The organism is Shewanella rhizosphaerae, assembly GCF_019457655.1.
GTDB lineage: Bacteria > Pseudomonadota > Gammaproteobacteria > Enterobacterales > Shewanellaceae > Shewanella > Shewanella loihica.
The window spans coordinates 4448503-4467699 of record NZ_CP080420.1; the positions used below are offsets into that span (position 1 = coordinate 4448503).

The 19197-nt window shown below is 55.9% G+C and carries 15 protein-coding genes; 7 read left to right on the plus strand and 8 right to left on the minus strand.

All coding sequences use genetic code 11. From position 1 onward, the window contains the following. Positions 1-23: 23 nt before the first annotated feature. Positions 24-1820, plus strand: a complete 1797-nt coding sequence (locus K0I63_RS19350) for a collagenase (RefSeq protein ID WP_220082082.1) — start codon at positions 24-26, stop codon at positions 1818-1820. A gap of 57 nt (positions 1821-1877) precedes the next feature. Here K0I63_RS19350 and K0I63_RS19355 read toward each other — a convergent pair whose 3' ends face one another. The 3 genes from K0I63_RS19355 to K0I63_RS19365 form a co-directional block, all read right to left on the minus strand. Then, entirely contained in the window at positions 1878-2351 is a 474-nt protein-coding gene (locus K0I63_RS19355) for a DUF494 family protein (protein WP_011867527.1), read from the minus strand. Positions 2352-2353: 2 nt separating this feature from the next. Then, a complete protein-coding gene (gene dprA / locus K0I63_RS19360; protein WP_220082083.1) occupies positions 2354-3373 on the minus strand; it encodes a DNA-processing protein DprA in 1020 nt (339 codons plus the stop codon). Positions 3374-3461: 88 nt separating this feature from the next. Continuing rightward, a complete protein-coding gene (locus K0I63_RS19365) occupies positions 3462-4559 on the minus strand; it encodes a LysM peptidoglycan-binding domain-containing protein (protein WP_220082084.1) in 1098 nt (365 codons plus the stop codon). Between the two features lie 125 nt (positions 4560-4684). Here K0I63_RS19365 and def point away from each other — a divergent pair, with 125 nt between their 5' ends. Genes def through K0I63_RS19390 form a run of 5 tightly spaced genes read left to right on the plus strand, consistent with a single transcriptional unit; the run spans position 4685 to position 10351 of the window. After that, positions 4685-5197: a peptide deformylase gene (gene def, locus K0I63_RS19370; protein WP_220082085.1), complete on the plus strand. Its 513-nt coding sequence runs from the start codon at positions 4685-4687 to the stop codon at positions 5195-5197. Between the two features lie 7 nt (positions 5198-5204). Further along, complete coding sequence (gene fmt / locus K0I63_RS19375) at positions 5205-6179, plus strand: methionyl-tRNA formyltransferase (protein ID WP_220082086.1); 975 nt, start codon at positions 5205-5207, stop codon at positions 6177-6179. After that, positions 6176-7459, plus strand: a complete 1284-nt coding sequence (gene rsmB / locus K0I63_RS19380; protein WP_220082087.1) for a 16S rRNA (cytosine(967)-C(5))-methyltransferase RsmB — start codon at positions 6176-6178, stop codon at positions 7457-7459. The genes fmt and rsmB overlap by 4 nt, the downstream gene beginning before the upstream one ends. A 9-nt stretch (positions 7460-7468) precedes the next feature. Then, positions 7469-8878, plus strand: a complete 1410-nt coding sequence (gene trkA / locus K0I63_RS19385; protein WP_220079453.1) for a Trk system potassium transporter TrkA — start codon at positions 7469-7471, stop codon at positions 8876-8878. Positions 8879-8908: 30 nt separating this feature from the next. Continuing rightward, positions 8909-10351, plus strand: coding sequence for a TrkH family potassium uptake protein (locus tag K0I63_RS19390; protein WP_011867534.1), 1443 nt, complete (start codon positions 8909-8911; stop codon positions 10349-10351). Here the strand turns inward: K0I63_RS19390 and rlmF are convergent. Both rlmF and K0I63_RS19400 read right to left on the minus strand, forming a co-directional pair. Beyond that, the gene (gene rlmF / locus K0I63_RS19395) at positions 10348-11559 is read right to left on the minus strand and encodes a 23S rRNA (adenine(1618)-N(6))-methyltransferase RlmF (RefSeq protein WP_220082088.1); all 1212 of its coding nucleotides are present in this window, start codon (positions 11557-11559) and stop codon (positions 10348-10350) included. The two genes, K0I63_RS19390 and rlmF, sit on opposite strands and share 4 nt — an antisense overlap. A gap of 44 nt (positions 11560-11603) precedes the next feature. Then, on the minus strand, positions 11604-12011 hold the full coding sequence (locus tag K0I63_RS19400; RefSeq protein WP_220082089.1) for a flagellar basal body-associated protein FliL: 408 nt from the start codon (positions 12009-12011) through the stop codon (positions 11604-11606). 174 nt (positions 12012-12185) lie between these two features. On the opposite strand from K0I63_RS19400, the gene K0I63_RS19405 reads away from it, so the two are divergent. Further along, a complete protein-coding gene (locus K0I63_RS19405) occupies positions 12186-12752 on the plus strand; it encodes a chorismate--pyruvate lyase family protein (RefSeq protein WP_220079456.1) in 567 nt (188 codons plus the stop codon). Between the two features lie 31 nt (positions 12753-12783). Here K0I63_RS19405 and K0I63_RS19410 read toward each other — a convergent pair whose 3' ends face one another. From K0I63_RS19410 to K0I63_RS19420, 3 genes are all read right to left on the minus strand, one after another. Beyond that, complete coding sequence (locus K0I63_RS19410; RefSeq protein ID WP_220082090.1) at positions 12784-15639, minus strand: immune inhibitor A domain-containing protein; 2856 nt, start codon at positions 15637-15639, stop codon at positions 12784-12786. 380 nt (positions 15640-16019) lie between these two features. Then, positions 16020-18218, minus strand: coding sequence for an MGH1-like glycoside hydrolase domain-containing protein (locus K0I63_RS19415; protein WP_220082091.1), 2199 nt, complete (start codon positions 18216-18218; stop codon positions 16020-16022). 203 nt (positions 18219-18421) lie between these two features. Continuing rightward, positions 18422-19015, minus strand: coding sequence for a YhgN family NAAT transporter (locus K0I63_RS19420; protein WP_220082092.1), 594 nt, complete (start codon positions 19013-19015; stop codon positions 18422-18424). Between the last annotated feature and the right edge of the window lie 182 nt (positions 19016-19197).

Genomic DNA, 19197 nt, shown 5'->3' on the forward strand with positions numbered 1-19197 from the left:
ATGCAAAATAACAAGGAGACCCTATGTTGCGTCAATCCCTCTGCGCCCTCTTGCTCATCGGCCCCAGCCTCTTGGTGGGCTGCAGCGTCACTGCACCAGGACAGATAACCCCAAGACAGATAGACTCGATCTTTATCAATGAGCTAAGCGCCTTACCGTCACAGCAGCTCTTCAGCCATAACAACCCCTTTCTCGATACCGCCAGCTTAGCTAAGGCAATACAAGCCATCATGCAGAGCCAGGATGAGGCGAGCCTAGATGCCCTGCTCTATTACCTTAGGGCCTTTAGCTATTTCGGCCCTATGGATAAGCTGACCGATACCGAATATACCGCGCTGACAGACGCCTTGAGCCGACTTGGTAATAGTCAGTTGATCGCTCAGGCGCCCAGATTACAGGAGCACTTCGCGGTAACCCTGTATCGTTACTATGGAATTGATGACAAAGGCAATGCCCAGCGCGCCGAGCAGCTTGCTAGCTTGCTCCCCCTACTTGATCGGCAACTACAACATGCCGCAAAGCAAGCGCCTAGTCAGGCAGCAGATTATGCCCTGTGGGAGACACTCAGAGCCTATGGCATGCTGCTCAATGTCGCGCGCAAACAGCCAGAGGGCGCACTCAATAAGCAGTTGATCGCCGCCGAGCTGGATAAGCCCCTGCTCGACTTTGCCGCCTCTGCACTAAGCCTGCGTGATCAGCAAGACTGGCCAAGAGCCAATGCCTATTGGGCATTGGGCCTCTATCGCCTAGCACTCCCCAGCGGAGAAGAGGGCAAGCTCACCCCGGCCGAACAGGCACTGGACGATGCCATGGTAAGACTCGCCGAGCAGGATGTCGCCAAACGTGGCGAGGCTGCCAAGACCACCTATACCTTGGGCTATCATGTGAACGCCTTCGCCGGCCTGGAGGCCTGCAAGGCCCGCAGCAGTGTCTGTCAGATCCCAAAGCTTTCGCAAGTCTTACCCATACGCCATCAATGTTCAGATAGCCTGTATATCCTGGCGCAAGATCTCACCCCTAATGAGCTGAGTACCAGCTGCACTAAGCTCACCTCACAGGAGGCCAACTTTCATCGGCTGCTCGAGACGATGCACCAGCCGACCGCCAACGATAACAATGACGCGCTGCAGGTAGTGGCCTTCAAGAATTGGAGCCAATACAACGCCTACGGCCAACTGCTGTTCGACATAGGCACGGATAACGGCGGCATGTATATCGAAGGCACGCCGTCAAATCCCGATAATCAGGCCAGCTTCTTCGCCTATCGACAGTTTTGGATCGCGCCTGAGTTTGCCATCTGGAACCTGAATCATGAATATGTGCACTATCTCGACGGCCGCTTCGTGAAATATGGCGGCTTCGGCCATTTTCCGCACAAGCTGGTGTGGTGGTCGGAAGGGCTGGCCGAGTACGTTTCCAAGGGTAATGACAATCCATCGACCCTAAAGGTCATCAAGGCTAAACTCGATGAGGCGCCGGATCTCAAGACCATCTTCGCCACCGAATATAAGGATGGCCTGGATAGAACCTATAAGTGGAGTTATATGGCCATCCGCTTCCTGGCCGAGCACCACCCAGAGGAGTTGGTGCGTCTCAGCCATTACCTGAAGACAGATTATTTCGAGGGATATGAGAAGCTGCTCGATCAACTCTTAGCGCAGCAAAGTGCTTTTTCAAACTGGCTAACCAAACAGGTTGCCCAATTTGAGGAGCATGACACGGATAAGGCGCCCGAGATAAACAAGCTTAATCGTTACGCCTATCGCGATTATCTGATGCCGAGCCACCTTAAGTTAGATGGGGCCCATCAACATTTTTAATCAAGCATTAAAAAAGGAGGCTCAGGCCTCCTTTCTTTTAAATCCGAATCGAGTCAATTAGGAATGTAGCCGACCATCGGGTTGCTCGAAGATCAGATCCTCCATCTGCTCATAGGCAGACTCGTTGCCCGGCACATTAAACAACACCATGAGGATCACCCACTTAAGGTCTTCCAGGATCAGAGCAGGTTCGTCGAGCTCCATCACGCGATCGATCACCATCTCGCGCAGCTCGACATTGAGCACCTTGATCTGTTCTAAGAAGAGCAGGAAACCACGACACTCGACATCTAACTTCTCCATCTCGGCCTGAGTATAGATACGGAAGGAGTGTTGATCATGATTACATAGGTAGGGTTGATCACTTTCTTGTAGCGATGCCAGGTGTTCTAACCAGGACAAGGCCTTGATAATCGCCGATTGATGAAAACCAGCGCGTGTCAGTTCTTGGGTCAACTCGTCTTCATCGACCAGTAACTCGACCTCACTGTGCACATAGTTTTCAAATAGATACATGAGGATATCGAACATGGCTAGCTCCTCTTAAGTCTTATATAACCACCGGGTACAGCTGAAACCCAACCTTGTAGTTCAAGTTCAAGCAACTGCTCTAATACTAGCTCTATCGTTTTTCCACTATGCTCGACCACCACATCTAATGGTGTGGCCTCATAGCCTACACTAGCTAACAGCGAGGCAAATGGCAAATCAGAAGCTAACTCCTCCCCTATATGGTGACGACGATGCAACTCTTCAAGGTGAAATTTTGATAAAGCTGCAACCTCTTCGATAATATCGGCGGCGCACTCCACCAATTTAGCGCCATCTCGTAACAAATCATGACAGCCCTGATGATCCCCCGCCAAGATATTACCCGGCACGGCAAATACCTCACGGCCCTGCTCCAGCGCCAATCTCGCGGTGATCAGCGAGCCACTCTTTCGCGCAGCCTCGACCACGAGCACGCCCAGCGACAGTCCGCTGATGATGCGATTACGCTTAGGAAAATTGCCGACGTAGGGTTTAATCTGGGGCCAGAACTCGCTGAGCACACAGCCCCTCTGCTGGATCTTCTCATAGATGGGTTTGTGACGTTTGGGGTAGACGACCTCTATGCCTGTGCCCAAGACTGCTAGGGTCACGCCTTCGGCATCTAATACCCCCTGGTGGGCGGCGCCGTCTATGCCAGCCGCCATGCCGCTGGTCACCGCCACCTTGGCCGCGGCAAGCTCCTGGGCCAGTTGATAGCTTGCGGCTAATCCCGACTGAGACGCGGCGCGGCTACCCACCATGGCGATACAGGGATGCACCAAGGCGTTGGGATCGCCTTTGGCAAAGAGAATCGGCGGCGGATCGTTGATCTGCAGTAGCAGGCTTGGATAGAGAATATCTTGGGGACAGAGAATATGATGGTGAGTCGCGGCATCTTGCCAAGCTAGCGCCTGTTCGACCAAAGAAAAATCGGGGGACAGCTTAGCCGTCAATAGGCGCTCAGGCAGGGGTAAGGCATCGGGTTCATGCTCCAGCCTTTGCCTGAGCTCTGCTACATCCATGTAGTTTAATAATTGTTTTACCCGGGCCGGTCCTAACCCGGGTACTGCAGAAACAACTAGCCAGTCGACCAGCTTGTCGTCGATGGCACTATTCGCTCGCTAACAGGGTATCCGGTTGCAGCAACTTGTCATGGACGCGCACGGGCTTCTCGTTGATCAGAATAAGCCCCATGCTGACACGGTCGAACACCTTGAATACCATCAGCTTACCGCGATAGATATCCGGCATCTTGGTGGCATTATCAGACGAAATACTGGCCAGCATTTCCTCATAGGTGCTGCGATCCTTAGGTTGTACCGGCTTGCCGTCACCATCGATCACCACCTCGACGCCATCGCGGAAGATGGAGAACACATGGCCAGGCTCGACGCCGTCTTGGCTACCACGGTCGATATAGACCACATCTAACTTACCCATGGCGCGCACATCTTTCTCAGAGGCGAGCACTGTGCCAGGCGTCGTCGCTGCCTTAGGCATGAAATACGCTGACATCAGAGAATCATCTTCGATAGGCAGCACACGATAACCCGCCTTGGTCTCGCGCATATTGCTCAGCAAACGCACCTTAGACACAGGGCCCGACTCTATGACGCGGCCACTGGCGGTCAGAATCACCTCCAGCCCCAGATCATCGCCAGATTCGGCATCTTCAAACTGGCGTCCCTTGGCATAGACACCAAACTTGTCACCAAGAGTCAGCTCCCCTTGAACATAGATAACATCGTCGGTCACATGATGCTTTGACTCGCTCTCGCCCCCCATGACCAAAGGCTGCTCATCGAACCATTCGCCATCGACGACTCGGTTTTGCACCAGATAAGGCTGGATCAGGCTGAGATCCACGGCGGGAATTGCGCCGCCTTTAGGCAGGACACGTCCTTCGGGACTCTTACGAATATGAGGCTTGACCACCAATCTGGGTTCACCGTCGATAAAGACCAGGGTCAGTCTATCTCCGGGATAGATAAGGTGAGGGTTGGCGATCTGTGGGTTAGCGCCCCAGAGCTTAGGCCAGCGCCAGGGATCCTTGAGAAATTGGGCTGAGATGTCCCAAAGGGTATCCCCTTTCTTCACCACATACGAATCGGGATGGCCAGACTTCAATGTCAAGGTATCCGCGACAACAAACGAACTACTAAAAATCATTAAACCGAGTAAAATTAGTCGTTTCATGGGGGTATCCATGCTGTTTGCCCTTTATATAGAGCTTTTACTGTTATTGAATGCCACTAAGGATTAAAATTAACCCATTAGCCTAAGTCAGTATAACCAACTGTCTCGAATTTGACAGACTTGTTAAGAGTTTATGTATGAGTTTACTAAAAGTTTTACGCTTTCCCGATGAGCGCTTACGCACGATTGCGAAGCCCATTACAGAATTTAACGCTGAGCTTCAGACACAAATCGATAATATGTTCGAAACCATGTATGAAGAGAAGGGAATTGGTCTGGCGGCGACCCAGGTAGATTATCATCATCAGTTGATCGTTATGGACCTGCAAGATGACGTAGAACGCCCTAAGGTTTTCATTAATTTAGAGATAATTGAAAAAAATGGCGATTTTTGCAACGAAGAGGGCTGCCTCTCCGTGCCCGGCATCTACGCTAAGGTCGATCGCGCCGAGTTTGTCACCATCAAGGCGCTGGACAGAGATGGCAACGAGTTCACTTTAGAGGCTGATGGCCTGTTCGCCATCTGTCTGCAACATGAGCTTGATCACCTCAATGGCAAACTGTTTGTCGATTACCTCTCGCCCCTCAAGCGTCAGCGTATCAAACAGAAACTCGAAAAAGCCGCGCGCCTCGAAGCCAAACAAGGATAAGCCTCATTTGAAACCACTCAAGATACTCTTTGCGGGTACGCCAGACTTTGCCGCCCGCCATCTACAAGCCTTAATCGATTCAGAGCACCAGGTTATCGGGGTTTACTCCCAACCAGACAGACCCGCGGGCCGTGGTAAGAAGCTACAGGCCAGCCCAGTCAAGGCCTTGGCACTGGAACATGGTATCCCCGTCTACCAACCCGTGAGCCTGAGAAACGAAGAGGCCCAGGCAGAGCTCGCCTCACTCGGTGCCGACATCATGGTGGTGGTCGCATACGGCCTGATCTTGCCTCAGGTGGTATTGGATACCCCAAGGCTTGGCTGCATCAATGTGCATGGTTCCATCCTGCCTCGCTGGCGCGGCGCGGCGCCGATTCAGCGCGCACTGTGGGCCGGCGACGCGGCAACCGGCGTCACCATAATGCAGATGGATATAGGTCTGGATACCGGCGACATGCTGCTGAAGACCCATCTGCCAATCGAAGACAGCGACACCTCCGCCAGCCTATATGAGAAGCTGGCCGAGCAGGGACCAAGCGCCCTGATCCAGGCACTAAAAGGCCTCGCTGAAGGCAGCCTAACGCCTGAGCCACAGGATGAAGCCCAGGCCAACTACGCCGAAAAGCTGAGCAAAGAGGAGGCGCAGCTCGACTGGCGCAAACCGGCCGAGCAGCTTTGGCGTGAAGTTCGCGCCTTCAACCCTTGGCCCGCGAGCCACTTCCCCCATCAGGATGCGGCAATCAAGGTATGGCAGGCCAGCGTGTCAGACGAGGCGGCTAAACAGGTCCCAGGCACCATCATCCGCGCCGACAAGCAGGGCATAGCGGTCGCCACCGGCGAAGGCGCGCTGGTGCTCGAAACCATTCAGCTGCCGGGCAAGAAGGCCATGGCGGTGGCCGACGTGCTTAACGCCCGCGGTGACTGGTTTACCCCGGGCACCCAATTACAAGGTGTCACCACAGCAGATGAGGCGCAGGCATGAAGAACCTGCGAGCCCTCGCGGCCAGAGTCGTCTTCCAGGTATTAGAGAAAGGGGTCTCACTGTCCGTGGCCCTGCCCGAACAGCAGCAAAGACTTACCAGTGGGAAAGACAAGGCCCTGTTGGCCGAACTCTGCTATGGCGTGATGCGTCACCTGCCCCAGCTCGATAAACTGGTGAGCGACTGCATGAGCAAGCCACTCAAGGGCAAGCAGCGCATCGTACATCAGCTGCTACTCGTGGGATGTTATCAGCTCTATTTTACCCGTATCCCTGGCCATGCGGCGATCTCGGAAACTGCCGAGGCCTGTCGCCAGCTCAAGTTTGAGGGGCTGGTCAAGGTGGTCAACGGCGTGCTGCGCAACCTGCAGCGCAACCAGAAACCGCTGCCCGAAGACAACGAGACCCTGGCCTTTAATACCCCAGCCTGGTTGATCAAGCGTCTCAAGGCCGCCTATCCAGATAGCTGGCAAGAGGTGATCGCCCAGAGCCATCAGCGTCCGCCCATGTGGCTGCGCAACAACCAGTTATCCCAGACCCGAGAGCAATATCTGGCGCTACTCGACGAGCAGGAGATAGCGGCGACACCGGGTGCGAACGACGACGCCATCCTCTTAGATAGCCCGAAAGATGTCGGCCTGCTCCCAGGTTTTGCCGATGGCGCCGCCTCGGTACAAGATGGCGCGGCGCAATGGGCCGCCAACCTGTTGGCGCCCGAAGCAAATGAACTGATTCTCGACGCCTGCGCCGCCCCCGGCGGTAAGAGCTGTCATCTGCTGGAGAGTCAGCCCAGCATAGATCTGGTGGCGGTAGACTTCGACGCCAAGCGTCTGGAGCGAGTGCAGCAGAACCTCGACAGATTAAGCCTCAAGGCCAAGCTGGTGCATGGCGACGCCGCCAAGATAGACACCTGGTGGCAGGGCGATAAGTTCGATCGCATCCTGCTGGACGCACCCTGTTCGGCCACCGGCGTGATCCGCCGCCACCCGGACATCAAATGGCTACGAAAGCAGGCCGATATCGAAGAGCTAGCCACATTGCAGTCACAAATTTTGGATCATTGCTGGCAGTGGCTTAAACCCGGTGGCACACTCCTGTATGCTACATGCTCAATTTTACCGCAAGAGAACGCCGAGCAGATCGCGGCTTTCTTAGCGAGAACCCAAGACGCAACCCTGGTTCCTATCGCACAACAACAAAACAGCGATGACATTGGCTGGCAGATCACGCCGGGCCAAGACAATATGGATGGGTTTTACTACGCTCGCTTGGTTAAGGGATAACGTTAGGCTATGAAAATTATCATATTAGGTGCGGGTCAGGTCGGCGGCACATTAGCCGAAAACCTGGTTGGTGAAAACAACGACATCACCATAGTCGACAATGACCGCGACCGGCTGCGCTCGCTGCAAGACAAGTATGACTTGCGGGTAGTGCTGGGCCACGGTGCCCACCCTGGTGTCCTCAAGGACGCGGGGGCCGAAGACGCCGATATGTTAATTGCCGTAACCAATAGCGACGAATGCAACATGGCGGCCTGCCAAATTGCCTTCTCCCTCTATGGCACCCCCACCAAGATCGCCCGTATCCGTTCGGAGCAGTATCTGGCGCTGCGGGACAAGCTGTTTATCGACAGCGAGACCAAGCAGAGCGAGAACCGTCCTCGCGGCGGCTTCATCATAGACGAGTTGATCGCCCCCGAGCAGCTGGTTACTGCCTATATACGTCGCTTGGTGGAATACCCAGGCGCCCTGCAGGTGCTGGAATTTGCCGAGGGACGCCTTAGCCTGGTGGCGGTGCGCGCCTATTATGGCGGCCCGCTAGTGGGTAACGCCCTGGCGGCCTTGCGCGAGCACATGCCTAACATCGACACCCGTGTGGCGGCCATCTTCAGACAGGGCCGTCCCATCATGCCACGGGGCACCACCATCATTGAGGCGGACGACGAGGTATTCTTCGTCGCCGACAGTCGCCATGTGCGCGCCGTGATGAGTGAGATGCAGAAGCTGGACAACTCCTACCGCAATATCATGATCGCCGGCGGCGGTAACATAGGCCTGGGACTGGCCAAGCAGCTACAGCGTAATCATGCGGTCAAGCTGATCGAGCACAGACCGGATCGCGCAGAGGCGCTGTCTGAGAAGCTGGAAAATACCACGGTATTCTGCGGTGACGCCTCAGATCAGGAGCTGCTGCTCGAGGAGCATATCGACCAGACCGACGTATTTATCGCGGTCACCAACGACGACGAGGCCAACATCATGGCCGCCCTGCTGGCCAAGCGTATGGGCGCCAAGAAGGTGATGGTGCTGATCCAGCGTGAAGCCTATGTGGATATCGTCCAGGAGGCCAATATCGATATCGCCATCTCACCGCAACAGGCGACCATCTCGGCGCTGCTGACCCATATTCGTCAGGGGGATATCTGTAACGTCTACTCACTACGGCGCGGCGCCGCCGAGGCGATCGAAGCCATCGCCCATGGCGATCCCAGCACCTCCAAGGTGGTGGGCAAGCAGATCAGCGAGATCAAGCTGCCACCCGGTACCACCATAGGCGCCATCGTCCGTGACGACGAGGTACTGATGGCCCACGATAAGACGGTCATCGAGCAGGGCGACCATGTGATCTTGTTCCTGGTGAACAAGAAATTTATCGGTGAAGTTGAAAAGCTGTTCCAGCCTAGTGCATTCTTCTTCTAAGCTACTCAAGAAGCCAAGACTTAAATCGCGATGCTAAATTTTCGGCCGCTACTCTTTATCTTAGGCGTGTTCCTGTCGACCCTGACCGCCTTTATGTTTTTTCCGCTGCTCTTCGCCCTACTCTATGGTGAGGAGACGGTGGGCGCCTTCATGATCGCCTCGCTGATCACAGGCACCTGCGCCAGCGCCTGTATGCATCAGGGGCAGAGTGAAAATATCCGCCTCAATATCCGCGATATGTTTCTGCTCACCAGCCTGACTTGGTTTATCGTCAGCCTGTTTGCCGCCATGCCCTTCACCCTCTATCACGGCATCAACTACACAGACGCCTTCTTCGAGACCATGTCGGGGATCACTACCACGGGCTCTACCGTGCTGTCCGGCCTGGATACCATGGATCACAGCATCCTAATCTGGCGCTCGCTACTGCAATGGCTGGGGGGGATAGGCTTTATTGTGATGGCGGTGGCCATTCTGCCGTTTCTCAACGTGGGGGGGATGCGGCTGTTTCGCACCGAATCTTCGGACTGGAGCGATAAGGCGGTGCCTCGCACCCAAGATATGGCCAAGCACCTCTTCTATGTCTACATCATACTGACGGTCTGCTGCGGCGTGGCCTACCACCTGGCGGGGATGACCTGGTTTCAGGCGATCAACCATGCTATGACCACACTCTCCACCGGCGGCTACTCCACCTCAGACAGCTCCATGGCGGCCTTCTCCAAGCCCGCCCACTGGGTCGGCACCATCTTCATGGCGGCCGGCGGTCTTCCCCTGCTGATGTTTGTTCACAGCCTGTCCCAGCGTTCGCTGCGGATCTGGAACGATGCCCAGGTGAAGGGCTACCTCATCTTCCTGGCGTTCGTCTCCTGCAGTCTGGCCTTCTGGCTCTGGCATGGACACGAGATGACCGCGGCCGACGCACTGCGCCTGGCCAGCTTTAACGTGGTCTCGGTGGTAACGACCACAGGCTATGGCCTCACCGACTACACCTCATGGGGCGCGGTGGCCAACGTGGCCTTCCTCTTCCTGATGTTTGCCGGCAGCTGTTCGGGTTCTACCTCTGGGGGGATCAAGATCTTCCGTTTCCAGATCGCCATCGCCATCATGCGTGAGCAGCTGAAACAACAGTTCCACCCTAACGGTATCTTCAAGGAGCGCTACAACGGACGCCCCATCACAGAAGATATCGTGCGCTCCCTGGTGACCTTCATCTTGCTGTTTATGCTGGTGATAGTGCTCTTGTCGGTGATCTTGGTGTCTACCGGACTCGACCCGACCACCAGCTTTACCGGTGCGGTGACGGCGGTGACCAATGTGGGCCCAGGGCTTGGGCCAGTGATCGGTCCGGCGGGGAACTTCTCCAGCCTGCCGGACATCGCCAAGTGGTCGCTGGCCATCGGCATGCTGCTGGGTCGTCTGGAGATCCTGACGGTGGCGGTGCTTTTCCACCCTAACTTCTGGAAGTACTAGACGCGGTACTGACCCCAGAGACTATGCTGCTCTGGCGTCAGGAAGGTCCAGGCCAGCACTCGAGTCAGCTTATTACCCTGGGCCATCTCAAGGGTCTCTACCCGCTTGGCGCCCACCTGCTCCAGCAGACGATAGCAGGGCTTAAGGTTCTCCTTCTTCGACACCAGAGAGGTAAACCAGAGACACTGTGAGCCGAACTCCCGGCTCTCACCGATCATCTGGCCGAGGAAGGCCTGCTCGCCCCCTTCACACCAGAGCTCAGCCTTCTGGCCGCCGAAGTTGAGCTTCTCCTGCCCCTTCGCGACCTCATGTCCCTTGGCTCGCTTGTTGGCTGCCAGATTCTTCAGCTTACGCTCGCTACCCCGGCTTGCCTCGGCAAGAGAGGCATGAAATGGCGGATTGCACAGAGTCAAATCGAACCTATCCTCGGCCCTGATAATACCGGTAAAGATCTGTTTCGAATCTGACTGCAGGCGTAGGCTTAGCTTGCCCGACAGCTGTGAATTGTTTGCAATGATCCGCTCGACATTCGTAAGAGACACTGGATCGATATCACTGGCCACGAAGCGCCAGCCGTAGACCTGATGCCCCAGCAGTGGATAGATGCCATTGGCGCCTGTGCCGATATCCAGGGCGACCACTCGCTCCCCCTTGGGCGCTCTCGTCACATTAGACAGCTTGCGCTTGGCCATCCCCTTGCTCCCGGGAGCCGATTCGGCCAGCAGATCCGCCAGGTAGTGCAGGTAGTCCACACGCCCCGGGATAGGCGGGCAGAGAAAACCCTCGGGAATATCCCAATAGCTCAATCCATAATGCAATCTGAGCAGCGCCAGATTAAGCAGCTTCACCGCCCTGGGATCGGCAAAGTCGATTGACAAGTTGCCATAGGGATTGGGACGCACGAAGGGCTTAAGCTCCGGCGTGGTATCCATCAGCGCCTCGAAGTCATAGCCCTGCCCATGCAGGTTGCGGGGGTGCAGCCCCTTGCTCGCCCCCTGGCTCTTGCCCTCAGCTGGCTTAGACTTGGCTTTTAGTTTTGCTTGTGATTTTGCTTGTGGTTTCGATTCTGGCTTAGCTTTTGGCTGAGCTTTTGATTTAGCTTTTGGCTTAGTTTGAGACGAAGGCTTTGGCCTTGAGGCCTTAGCAGACGGCTCTTGAGCAACAACTTTCTTGGCGCCGGGATGCGCGGGCTTTCGAGACGGGGTCATCAGGGGGATCCTGGCTGCACGCTCTGCATGCAGCCCATAACACATTAATCGTACAGGTATTTAGTAAACAGCAGGTTGACGATAAGCGGCTTGCCTATCTCCTGCTCCAGCAGACGATTCAGGGTATCGTAGCACTCGCGGCGGATCTCCTCCTTGCCGGTCAAGGACTTCACCTTATCTTCGGTCTGCGCCCCTAAGATCTCTATGATGGCGGCGCGCAGTAGCGGGTCGTGATGTTCAAGCACGATCAGATCTTCCGGCACCTTGACCATAAGCTCGACACTGATCTTCACAAAGCCCAGCTTCTTACGATTGGAGATATAGTTAGTCACAATATCGGGCTCGAAACCGTAATAGGCGTAGGTATCGACCACCTCTTCCTCTTCGGCAAATGCCCCCAGGCTCAGTACACTGATCACTAGCATGAGGCACAGCAGCGCAAACTTTTTCATATTAGACGAATACTCCGTTCATGATTTGATGGTCAACACTCGTTTTTCAGCCAGGCGATACCTTATTAACGGCACCGATACTTAGATGCTTTAGTACTCAAGGCTTTAATTACCGACATCAAAGCCTCGTCGTGATAAACTGCTGACGTTTTTGAGTATTGTACCGAGAATTTAATGAGTGTGACCAGGTTAAGCTTCCCCTATGGTGAATCCATTCAATGGCATTCACCGGATCAAATACCCCAGCTGCCACCGAGCCCCTTCAGGGAGTGGCTATTAGCTTCCGGTAGTTTAACCCAAAAACTCAGGTCTCACTGCAATCAATTTGAGGTCAAGGTGTTAGGCGAGGCCATGTTGCCTCCCTTCCCGGGCGAATTGCCCCACCAAGGGCAAGCCTGGATTAGAGAAGTGCTGCTCTGTCTCGATGGCATCCCCTGGGTATTTGCCCGCACGCTCGTTCCCGGCGCCATGATGGACAGCGCCCAGGATAACTTCCTCTCGCTGGGCACCCGCCCCTTGGGCGAGCTGCTGTTCACCAGTGGCGATTTCACCCCGGGCAAGATAGAGGTCGGCGAGTTTACCGCCTGCGACTCCCTCGCCAAACTGATCGATTCGCTGGAACAGGAGAGTCACCATCCCCTATGGGGCCGCAGACGCTACTTCAGTCATGGGGATCAGCAGCTGATCGTCAGCGAAATCTTCCTGCCCAAGGCCCGCCAGCTCATCGACCGGCTGGCATAAAAAAACGCCTCTTAATGAGGCGTTTTTTTGTTTAGCTTCTGCGGCGCAGTCCCAGGAGCATCAACAATGACAGGCTGATCCACCCCAGACTACCACCACCCGAATCCTGCTTGGTCTCGACCACAGGCGGCTGCACCACGGGAGCGGTCACCGTCAGCGTCAGGCTCTTGCTCGCCTGATTATTGGCCTCATCGGTCACAGTCAAAGTCACTGTATAGCTACCCGTCGCACCATAGGTGTGTGTCGGCGAGGCGGCCGTGCTCGTCTGCCCATCGCCGAAGTTCCAGGCATAACTCAGCGAGCCAACCCCTTGATTGGACAGGTTGCTAAAGGTCACCGTCAGATCGCTAGCCTTGTAACTGAAATCCGCCACCGGCTGGATGACGACGGTCACCTGAGTGTTAGCTGTGATCGACTCACCGGCGCCATCTGTCACCGTCAGGGTTACCTGATAGCTTCCCGAGGTCTGATACACATAGGTTGGTGCCGCCAGGGTGCTAGCAGCGCCGCTGACACCGAAGTTCCAGGCATACTGATAATTGCCGTCACCACCTGTCACATTGGCGCTGAAGCTGACGCTCGCACCCTCTTGTGTCTTAGCAATAGAGGCGCTCAATGCCCCAGGCGCTGGCGGAGGCGTCACAGTGCCCGAATACTCGAAGCGTACCTTGGCGCTGCTGGAATCCGTGCTCTGGGTGACCACCTCCATGGTCAGGCCTAGCTCTGGCAGTATGATGCCCGCTTGCGGCTTGAGTGGCGCACTATAATCCTGGCTGTCATCAAACAGGCTGTTGCCCGCCAGATGGTCATCACCAAAATAGGTGGATTGGTTATACAGGCTAAAGGTGGCATCGCGGATCTGGGTCGCCGTGCCATTGGTGCCAATTAGCACCTGGTCGGCGTCGACCACACCAATAAGGCCACTGCCTGGATGCTTGCTGGAGTTGTTGTCAGACTCGTTGAAGTTCTCCAGCCAGAGCAAGACACCCGGCTCGTAGGCATGACTCTTCAATCCGGCATCGACGCCGTTATAGCTGCGTAGCTGCACCAGGTAGCGGCGCGGCTTGCCCGGACGGGTGTTATCGATTCGGGCAAAGCCACCGTTGAGTGCCATGGTATTTGGCTCCTCGGCGCCGTCGCTGTAGATAACCGACTCACCGTCGAGCACCTTAAGCTCATCGAACACGAAACCATAGTCGCCCACCGCCTCATCGGTGAAGTAGACGATGCTGATCTGGCGATCGCTACTGCCCGCATAGGCACTGAGGTCGAAGCTTAGCTCCACCCAGGAATCGGCGCCTTCGGCACCCGCCACATCAGAAGACTTGCCTGTGATGATGTTCTTAGCGTTATTGATGATGTTGCTGGCCTTGGTGTGATTACCGGCTAAGGCCACATCGCCCACCTTTACCTGCACATAGTCATAGTCTGTCTCTATGTTCCAGTGCGCCTTCATCTTCAGGGTCAGGCTGCTGCTCGCCGGGAAATCCAGGCTAAAGGAGGCCGCAGTGCTCAGCAGATTCCCCTGACCCGAATAGTACTGATAGCTGCCGGCATAGGGCTGCTTGAAGGGAATATTATCCGAAGGCAGAGGAATAGAGATCTGGTTCACCAGGTTGGCATTGACGGCCTCGGCCAGCTGTACCTCCTGACCACCCGTCGGGAAGGAAGCCAGATCCACCTGAGTCTCGTTGATCCACTTGCCCTTATATTTGTTTTGCAGGTAAGAGCGAGCATAGGGACTAAAGCCTGTCGGCTGGCTGCCAGGGATATCCCCAGTCCAGCTACCGCCAGACATGATAGACCAGGAGCCCACGGGCGAACCGTCGCCGCTGTTGCTGGTGTCGTACTCGTCAGGCAGACCGAGATCGTGACCAAATTCATGGGCGACCACACCGGCGGCCGCATCTATGGGCTGAACCGTGTAACCAAATACCTTCTTGCCGGTACCAGGGATCTCATAGCCAGGCGAATTGCCCTCGTAGACAAAGTAACGGTGCGACCAGATGGCATCGTCACCCAAGACGCCACCACCGGCCTCTTCGCCTATGCTGGAGTGAAACAGCATCACATGGTCTATGTCGCCGTCGGCCTCATTGAGATTGCCGTCGCCATCGAGATCATAAGGGTCTTCCACGTCGAACGAGGCGATTTCGCTGGGCGTCATGCTGGCCAGCGCCTGGGTCACCGCCTCTTTCACCAGCTCGGGCACCGCCTTGTCGTCATCGTCGTTGTTGGGGTCATTCTGCCCGTAATAGGCCGCGTTTTGGTTGGCGGTATACCAGCCATAGACCTTACCGGTGAAATAGAAGCTTCCGCCAGATTCTGCCTGATAATATTGATACCCGGTCAACAGGTTCTGCCCCTGAGGGCCGGCAAAGCCGGTCGTCGAAAACATGAGATCCTGATAGTGGGCGACAGGGTAGTTCGAGTAATACATGGGCGTATCGGCGGCTGTCAGGCGGTTGTTGTCGTGGGGCAGATCGGGAAAGTCGATCAGCACACCCAGTACCTTCACCGTCTTAGTCACATCAGCGTCGGCCTGGGGCGTCACGAAGGACATCACCCGCGCCTTCTGCTGGGCCTTCTGACGCATACTCTGCTGAGATTCCAGCTTGGCCTGAACCTGGCCACCTTTTTCCTGATAGCCCTTGGCTCGCTGGGTGTAGGCCTTAATCGCGGCGCGCTTCTCCGCCTCGCTGGCATCACTGGCCAACTCACCGCGCTTCACCAGCCAATAGAGGATCTGCTGCTCGTTAATCACCCCGGCGTCGGCCACGCCAGTCACTTCCTTCATGGTGATCGGGGCGGCATTTGCCGACGCGCCAATCAGCAGGAGGGAGAGGCTCAATGCGGACAACGCACCGGCATAATACTGTCTCTTCATGCTAAAAATTCCTTGTGCCTCTATTTATCCCCAAACGGAACGCCTTCCCCGCTGGGTGACCCTAAGGCTGCCTAACTTAGATAATTTTAGTGGGGACTTGGGAAGGGGGCTAACTCATCGCTATAGGCATTTAGATTGCCAATAAAAATCGACACAAAAACGCGTGAGTTAAGCGGCCGGTGACTCGGCCAGACGGGTGTTAACGCCCACTTAGCGGCAAACGTAACAACAACACCCAAGGTCCACTACAAGACATTAACAGTATTTTTCCCTGTAGAGTAGAGTAAAAGTGCTATTTTTCACTAAAGAGGTATAGGCCAGCGGCAAAAAAGCGAGAAGCGCGGCCAATCGCCACGCCACGCTTATCTTTTATCTCTGCCTCAATCAGTGCTGAGCCAGCTGCGATAGATGAGCAGCAACACAGAGGCGGACCAGCTAAAGTTGGTGCAGTGCAGCCCGTCCCCGGTCAGGGGATCATAGTTTTCCCGTATGGGCCCATCACCCAGTACCCCTTCGGCCTCATTAACCAGCCGGGTGGCGAGGCGCCGCGCCAGCTCGTCGTGGCCGTAGCGGGAGACTCCCTGCAGGCCAAACAGCGCCTGATCCAACCAGACGGGGCCACGCCAGTAACGCCGCGGGGCAAAGGCCGAATTGTCGGCGCTCACAGTGGGAAAGGGCAGCTTGGTCCCGAAGTTCGAAGCATTGAGCTGAGTGGCGATCATCTGCTCCGCCTGAGCCTGACTGGCGGCGCCGGCCCACAGCGGCAACCAGCCCTCGACCCCCTTACCCTCGGCGATCATCAAACGTGAGCGCTCACCCGCTAAGCGTCTGTCGTAGAAGAAGCCACTCTGCTCATCGAAAAACTCGCTGCGGATCAGCTCCCCCAGGCGCGCCGCCTGCTTACGCCAAACCGCCGCCTCGCTATCCAATCCCAACAACTCGGCCATCTGCGCCAGATAGCCCTTCTCCGCATACAGGTAGCTGTTGAGATCCACAGACTCCTGGGAGATGGAGTAACCCAGCAGTCGCCCCTTAGCATCATAATTTTCCAGCACCTGGAGCCCATCGCCCATGTCGAAGCGCGGCGCATTGTCCATTCCCGACTCCCAGGCCGCCGCCTCGATCACCGCCTCCCTGTCCGGTTTACCCGGCTCACCATGGCGGGGATGACGATTGGCGCCATATTCAACCAGGCCGTTGTGGTTATGGTCTCGATTGCGATACCACCATTCATGGTAGGCAACCAGCTTAGGGTAGAGCTTGGTAATCAACGCCTTATCCTGGCTCTGCTGGTAGATCTGCCATACGGCCCAGGCCGCCAATGGTGGCTTGCCGTTACGCTCATTCCAGTTGCCCCCCTTGCCGCCGCGGCTGGCATCTGGGTTATAGAAGATAGCGTCGGGCAGGTTACCCGCATCCTCGGGGCGCAGCGGGTCCTTGGCATCAAACTGATAGTCAAACATCGCCAGCACGTTCGACTCGGCCAGCGCCACATCGAACTGCGCCAGCGCCACCGCCTGTTTCCAGCTGTCCCAGGCCCAGACACCGTTGAACCACTTATAGGTCACAGATGGGGTGACGGCGTCATGCTGCAGGGCGCCCGCCGGGCTACGCCAGTTGTGCAGCAGGGTCACCATGGCCTTGGCGGCCAGGCGCTTGGCTTCGAAGTCCCCTCCACGCACTAGCTTATCGAGCCGCTGCTGCCAACGAGATTGATTAACCGCAAGCTTCGCTGTCACTGTAGGCCACTCAAGCTTAGCCGCACGCCTGGCCTCGACTTGAGTATGAAAATACTGGTGGGCTGCGCGTAGCACAGTCGCCTCCCCAGGAGCTAGGGTCAACAGCCCACTGTCGGCGCGATAGCCCTGGGGCTCCTCGGCCGATAGGGTTACCGCCTGCTCAAACTGAAGCCGATAGCTGGCATCGTCGAGCTGCATCTGCCAGGTCTGATCTATGGGGGTAAACTGCCAGATAACGGCATCATCGGTCAGCACTCGCTTGTCGACCAAGCGATACTGTTTCAGTTTGGGATGAGTGGCGAAGGGACTGCCCGACCAGCTTAGGCGCCAGGAACCTGACTTGTCACTCAGGTTAATCAGCCTGGTCGAGACGATGGCGGTGCGATTATCGCTATATTCCAAGGTGGTGGAGAGCTCAAGATCCTTGAAACGAAAGCGCTGCACCAGCCCCCAGGGCTCGCTGTAGATCTCAACCTGCTCCGCCTTGGACAGATCCACACTCTGACCAGACTCCCCGGAAAACAGCTGCAGTTTCTGCAGACTATCGCTTAGATGCAGACTGTACTCCTGGGCGATAAACAGTGGCCCGGTGAAGCCACCATAGTAGGCGGACGAGTCCGGCAGATGAAAACCATGCCAGGCGCCCTGGTCCATGTAGACGGCGGGAATCGTCAGGTTACCCTCTGGATCCCGCTGCTCCATATTATTTGGGGTTCCCCGATAGTTGAGCAGATCCCGATACTCGCTGGCCTGCGCCACAGAAACAGAGGACAGAGCGCAAAGAACAGACAGAGAAAGCAGCAATAGGCGGCGAACAGATAGCGCAGGCAGACGCGTCATGGGATCACCCAAAGGTTAATTGAATACAATATCCAGATCATTCCAGAGTCGCTTGCCAGATGCAAGGAGATCTCTTCTTCTCAGGCTGAGTGTTGGCCCTTAGTCATTGAATTTCAGGCAAGCGGTAAGGAGTTCGCTAGACGCGCCAGAAGGGTTAAGCGCAGGCCAGTTCGGCGAGTGCCTAACCCTTACCTTAGATTTTCTTAGCTGGCGTGAGCGATATATTTAGCCACGCCGTCGAGGAACATCTGCACCGAGATCATCACCAGCACCATGCCCATCAGGCGCTCCACCGCCGTCAGACCCTTCTCACCCAGAAGTTTGGTAAACAGCTTATAGAAGAGCAGTATTACGGCGCTGGCCACCCAGGCGGCAAACAGGGCTATGGTCCAGTCCATCATGCGCGAACTGTCGGTATGGGCCAGCAGGATCAGCGCCGCCAACACGGACGGCCCGGCCATCAGGGGGATCGCCATAGGCACGATAAAGGGCTCTTCACCGGCCGCCAGACCCACCACGCCACCTGGCTGGGGGAAGATCATCCGAATGGCGATGAGGAAGAGTATGATGCCGCCAGCTATGCTGACCGACTCAGATCTCAGGTTAAGAAAGCTGAGAATCGCCTCGCCGGCAAACAGGAAGAGCAGCATGATGATCAGCGCGAAGATCAGCTCCCGCACCAGCACCTTGCGCCGCTTCTTAGGTTCGATATGACGAAGAATCGAGGCAAAAATGGGTAAGTTCCCCAGGGGGTCCATGATCAAAAACAACATTACCGCAGCAGAAAAGATGTCCATAGCTCAATATTCGTCAAAAGTTGAACCTATATTGTATAACTTAATGACAATATTAATCAGTAGCTAAGATAACAAAATCGACACTCTTCAAAGGTTTTTCCGCCGTCCTCGGGGGCGCCAGCCGGCGCGCGTCATGTAAATTCTTTTGCCCCTCGGGTTAATTGTTCGATTGGCAGGCATAA

Coding starts and splice junctions, on each gene's coding strand:
- rlmF (WP_220082088.1), bottom strand. CDS start 11,559: ATGACCCCGTCTCGAAAGCCCGCGCATCCCGGCGCCAAGAAAGTTGTT.
- rsmB (WP_220082087.1), top strand. CDS start 6,176: ATGAAGAACCTGCGAGCCCTCGCGGCCAGAGTCGTCTTCCAGGTATTA.
- K0I63_RS19365 (WP_220082084.1), bottom strand. CDS start 4,559: ATGGATACCCCCATGAAACGACTAATTTTACTCGGTTTAATGATTTTT.
- K0I63_RS19350 (WP_220082082.1), top strand. CDS start 24: ATGTTGCGTCAATCCCTCTGCGCCCTCTTGCTCATCGGCCCCAGCCTC.
- K0I63_RS19400 (WP_220082089.1), bottom strand. CDS start 12,011: ATGAAAAAGTTTGCGCTGCTGTGCCTCATGCTAGTGATCAGTGTACTG.
- K0I63_RS19410 (WP_220082090.1), bottom strand. CDS start 15,639: ATGAAGAGACAGTATTATGCCGGTGCGTTGTCCGCATTGAGCCTCTCC.
- K0I63_RS19355 (WP_011867527.1), bottom strand. CDS start 2,351: ATGTTCGATATCCTCATGTATCTATTTGAAAACTATGTGCACAGTGAG.
- K0I63_RS19415 (WP_220082091.1), bottom strand. CDS start 18,218: ATGACGCGTCTGCCTGCGCTATCTGTTCGCCGCCTATTGCTGCTTTCT.
- K0I63_RS19420 (WP_220082092.1), bottom strand. CDS start 19,015: ATGGACATCTTTTCTGCTGCGGTAATGTTGTTTTTGATCATGGACCCC.
- def (WP_220082085.1), top strand. CDS start 4,685: ATGAGTTTACTAAAAGTTTTACGCTTTCCCGATGAGCGCTTACGCACG.
- K0I63_RS19405 (WP_220079456.1), top strand. CDS start 12,186: ATGAGTGTGACCAGGTTAAGCTTCCCCTATGGTGAATCCATTCAATGG.
- K0I63_RS19390 (WP_011867534.1), top strand. CDS start 8,909: ATGCTAAATTTTCGGCCGCTACTCTTTATCTTAGGCGTGTTCCTGTCG.
- dprA (WP_220082083.1), bottom strand. CDS start 3,373: ATGGATGTAGCAGAGCTCAGGCAAAGGCTGGAGCATGAACCCGATGCC.
- trkA (WP_220079453.1), top strand. CDS start 7,469: ATGAAAATTATCATATTAGGTGCGGGTCAGGTCGGCGGCACATTAGCC.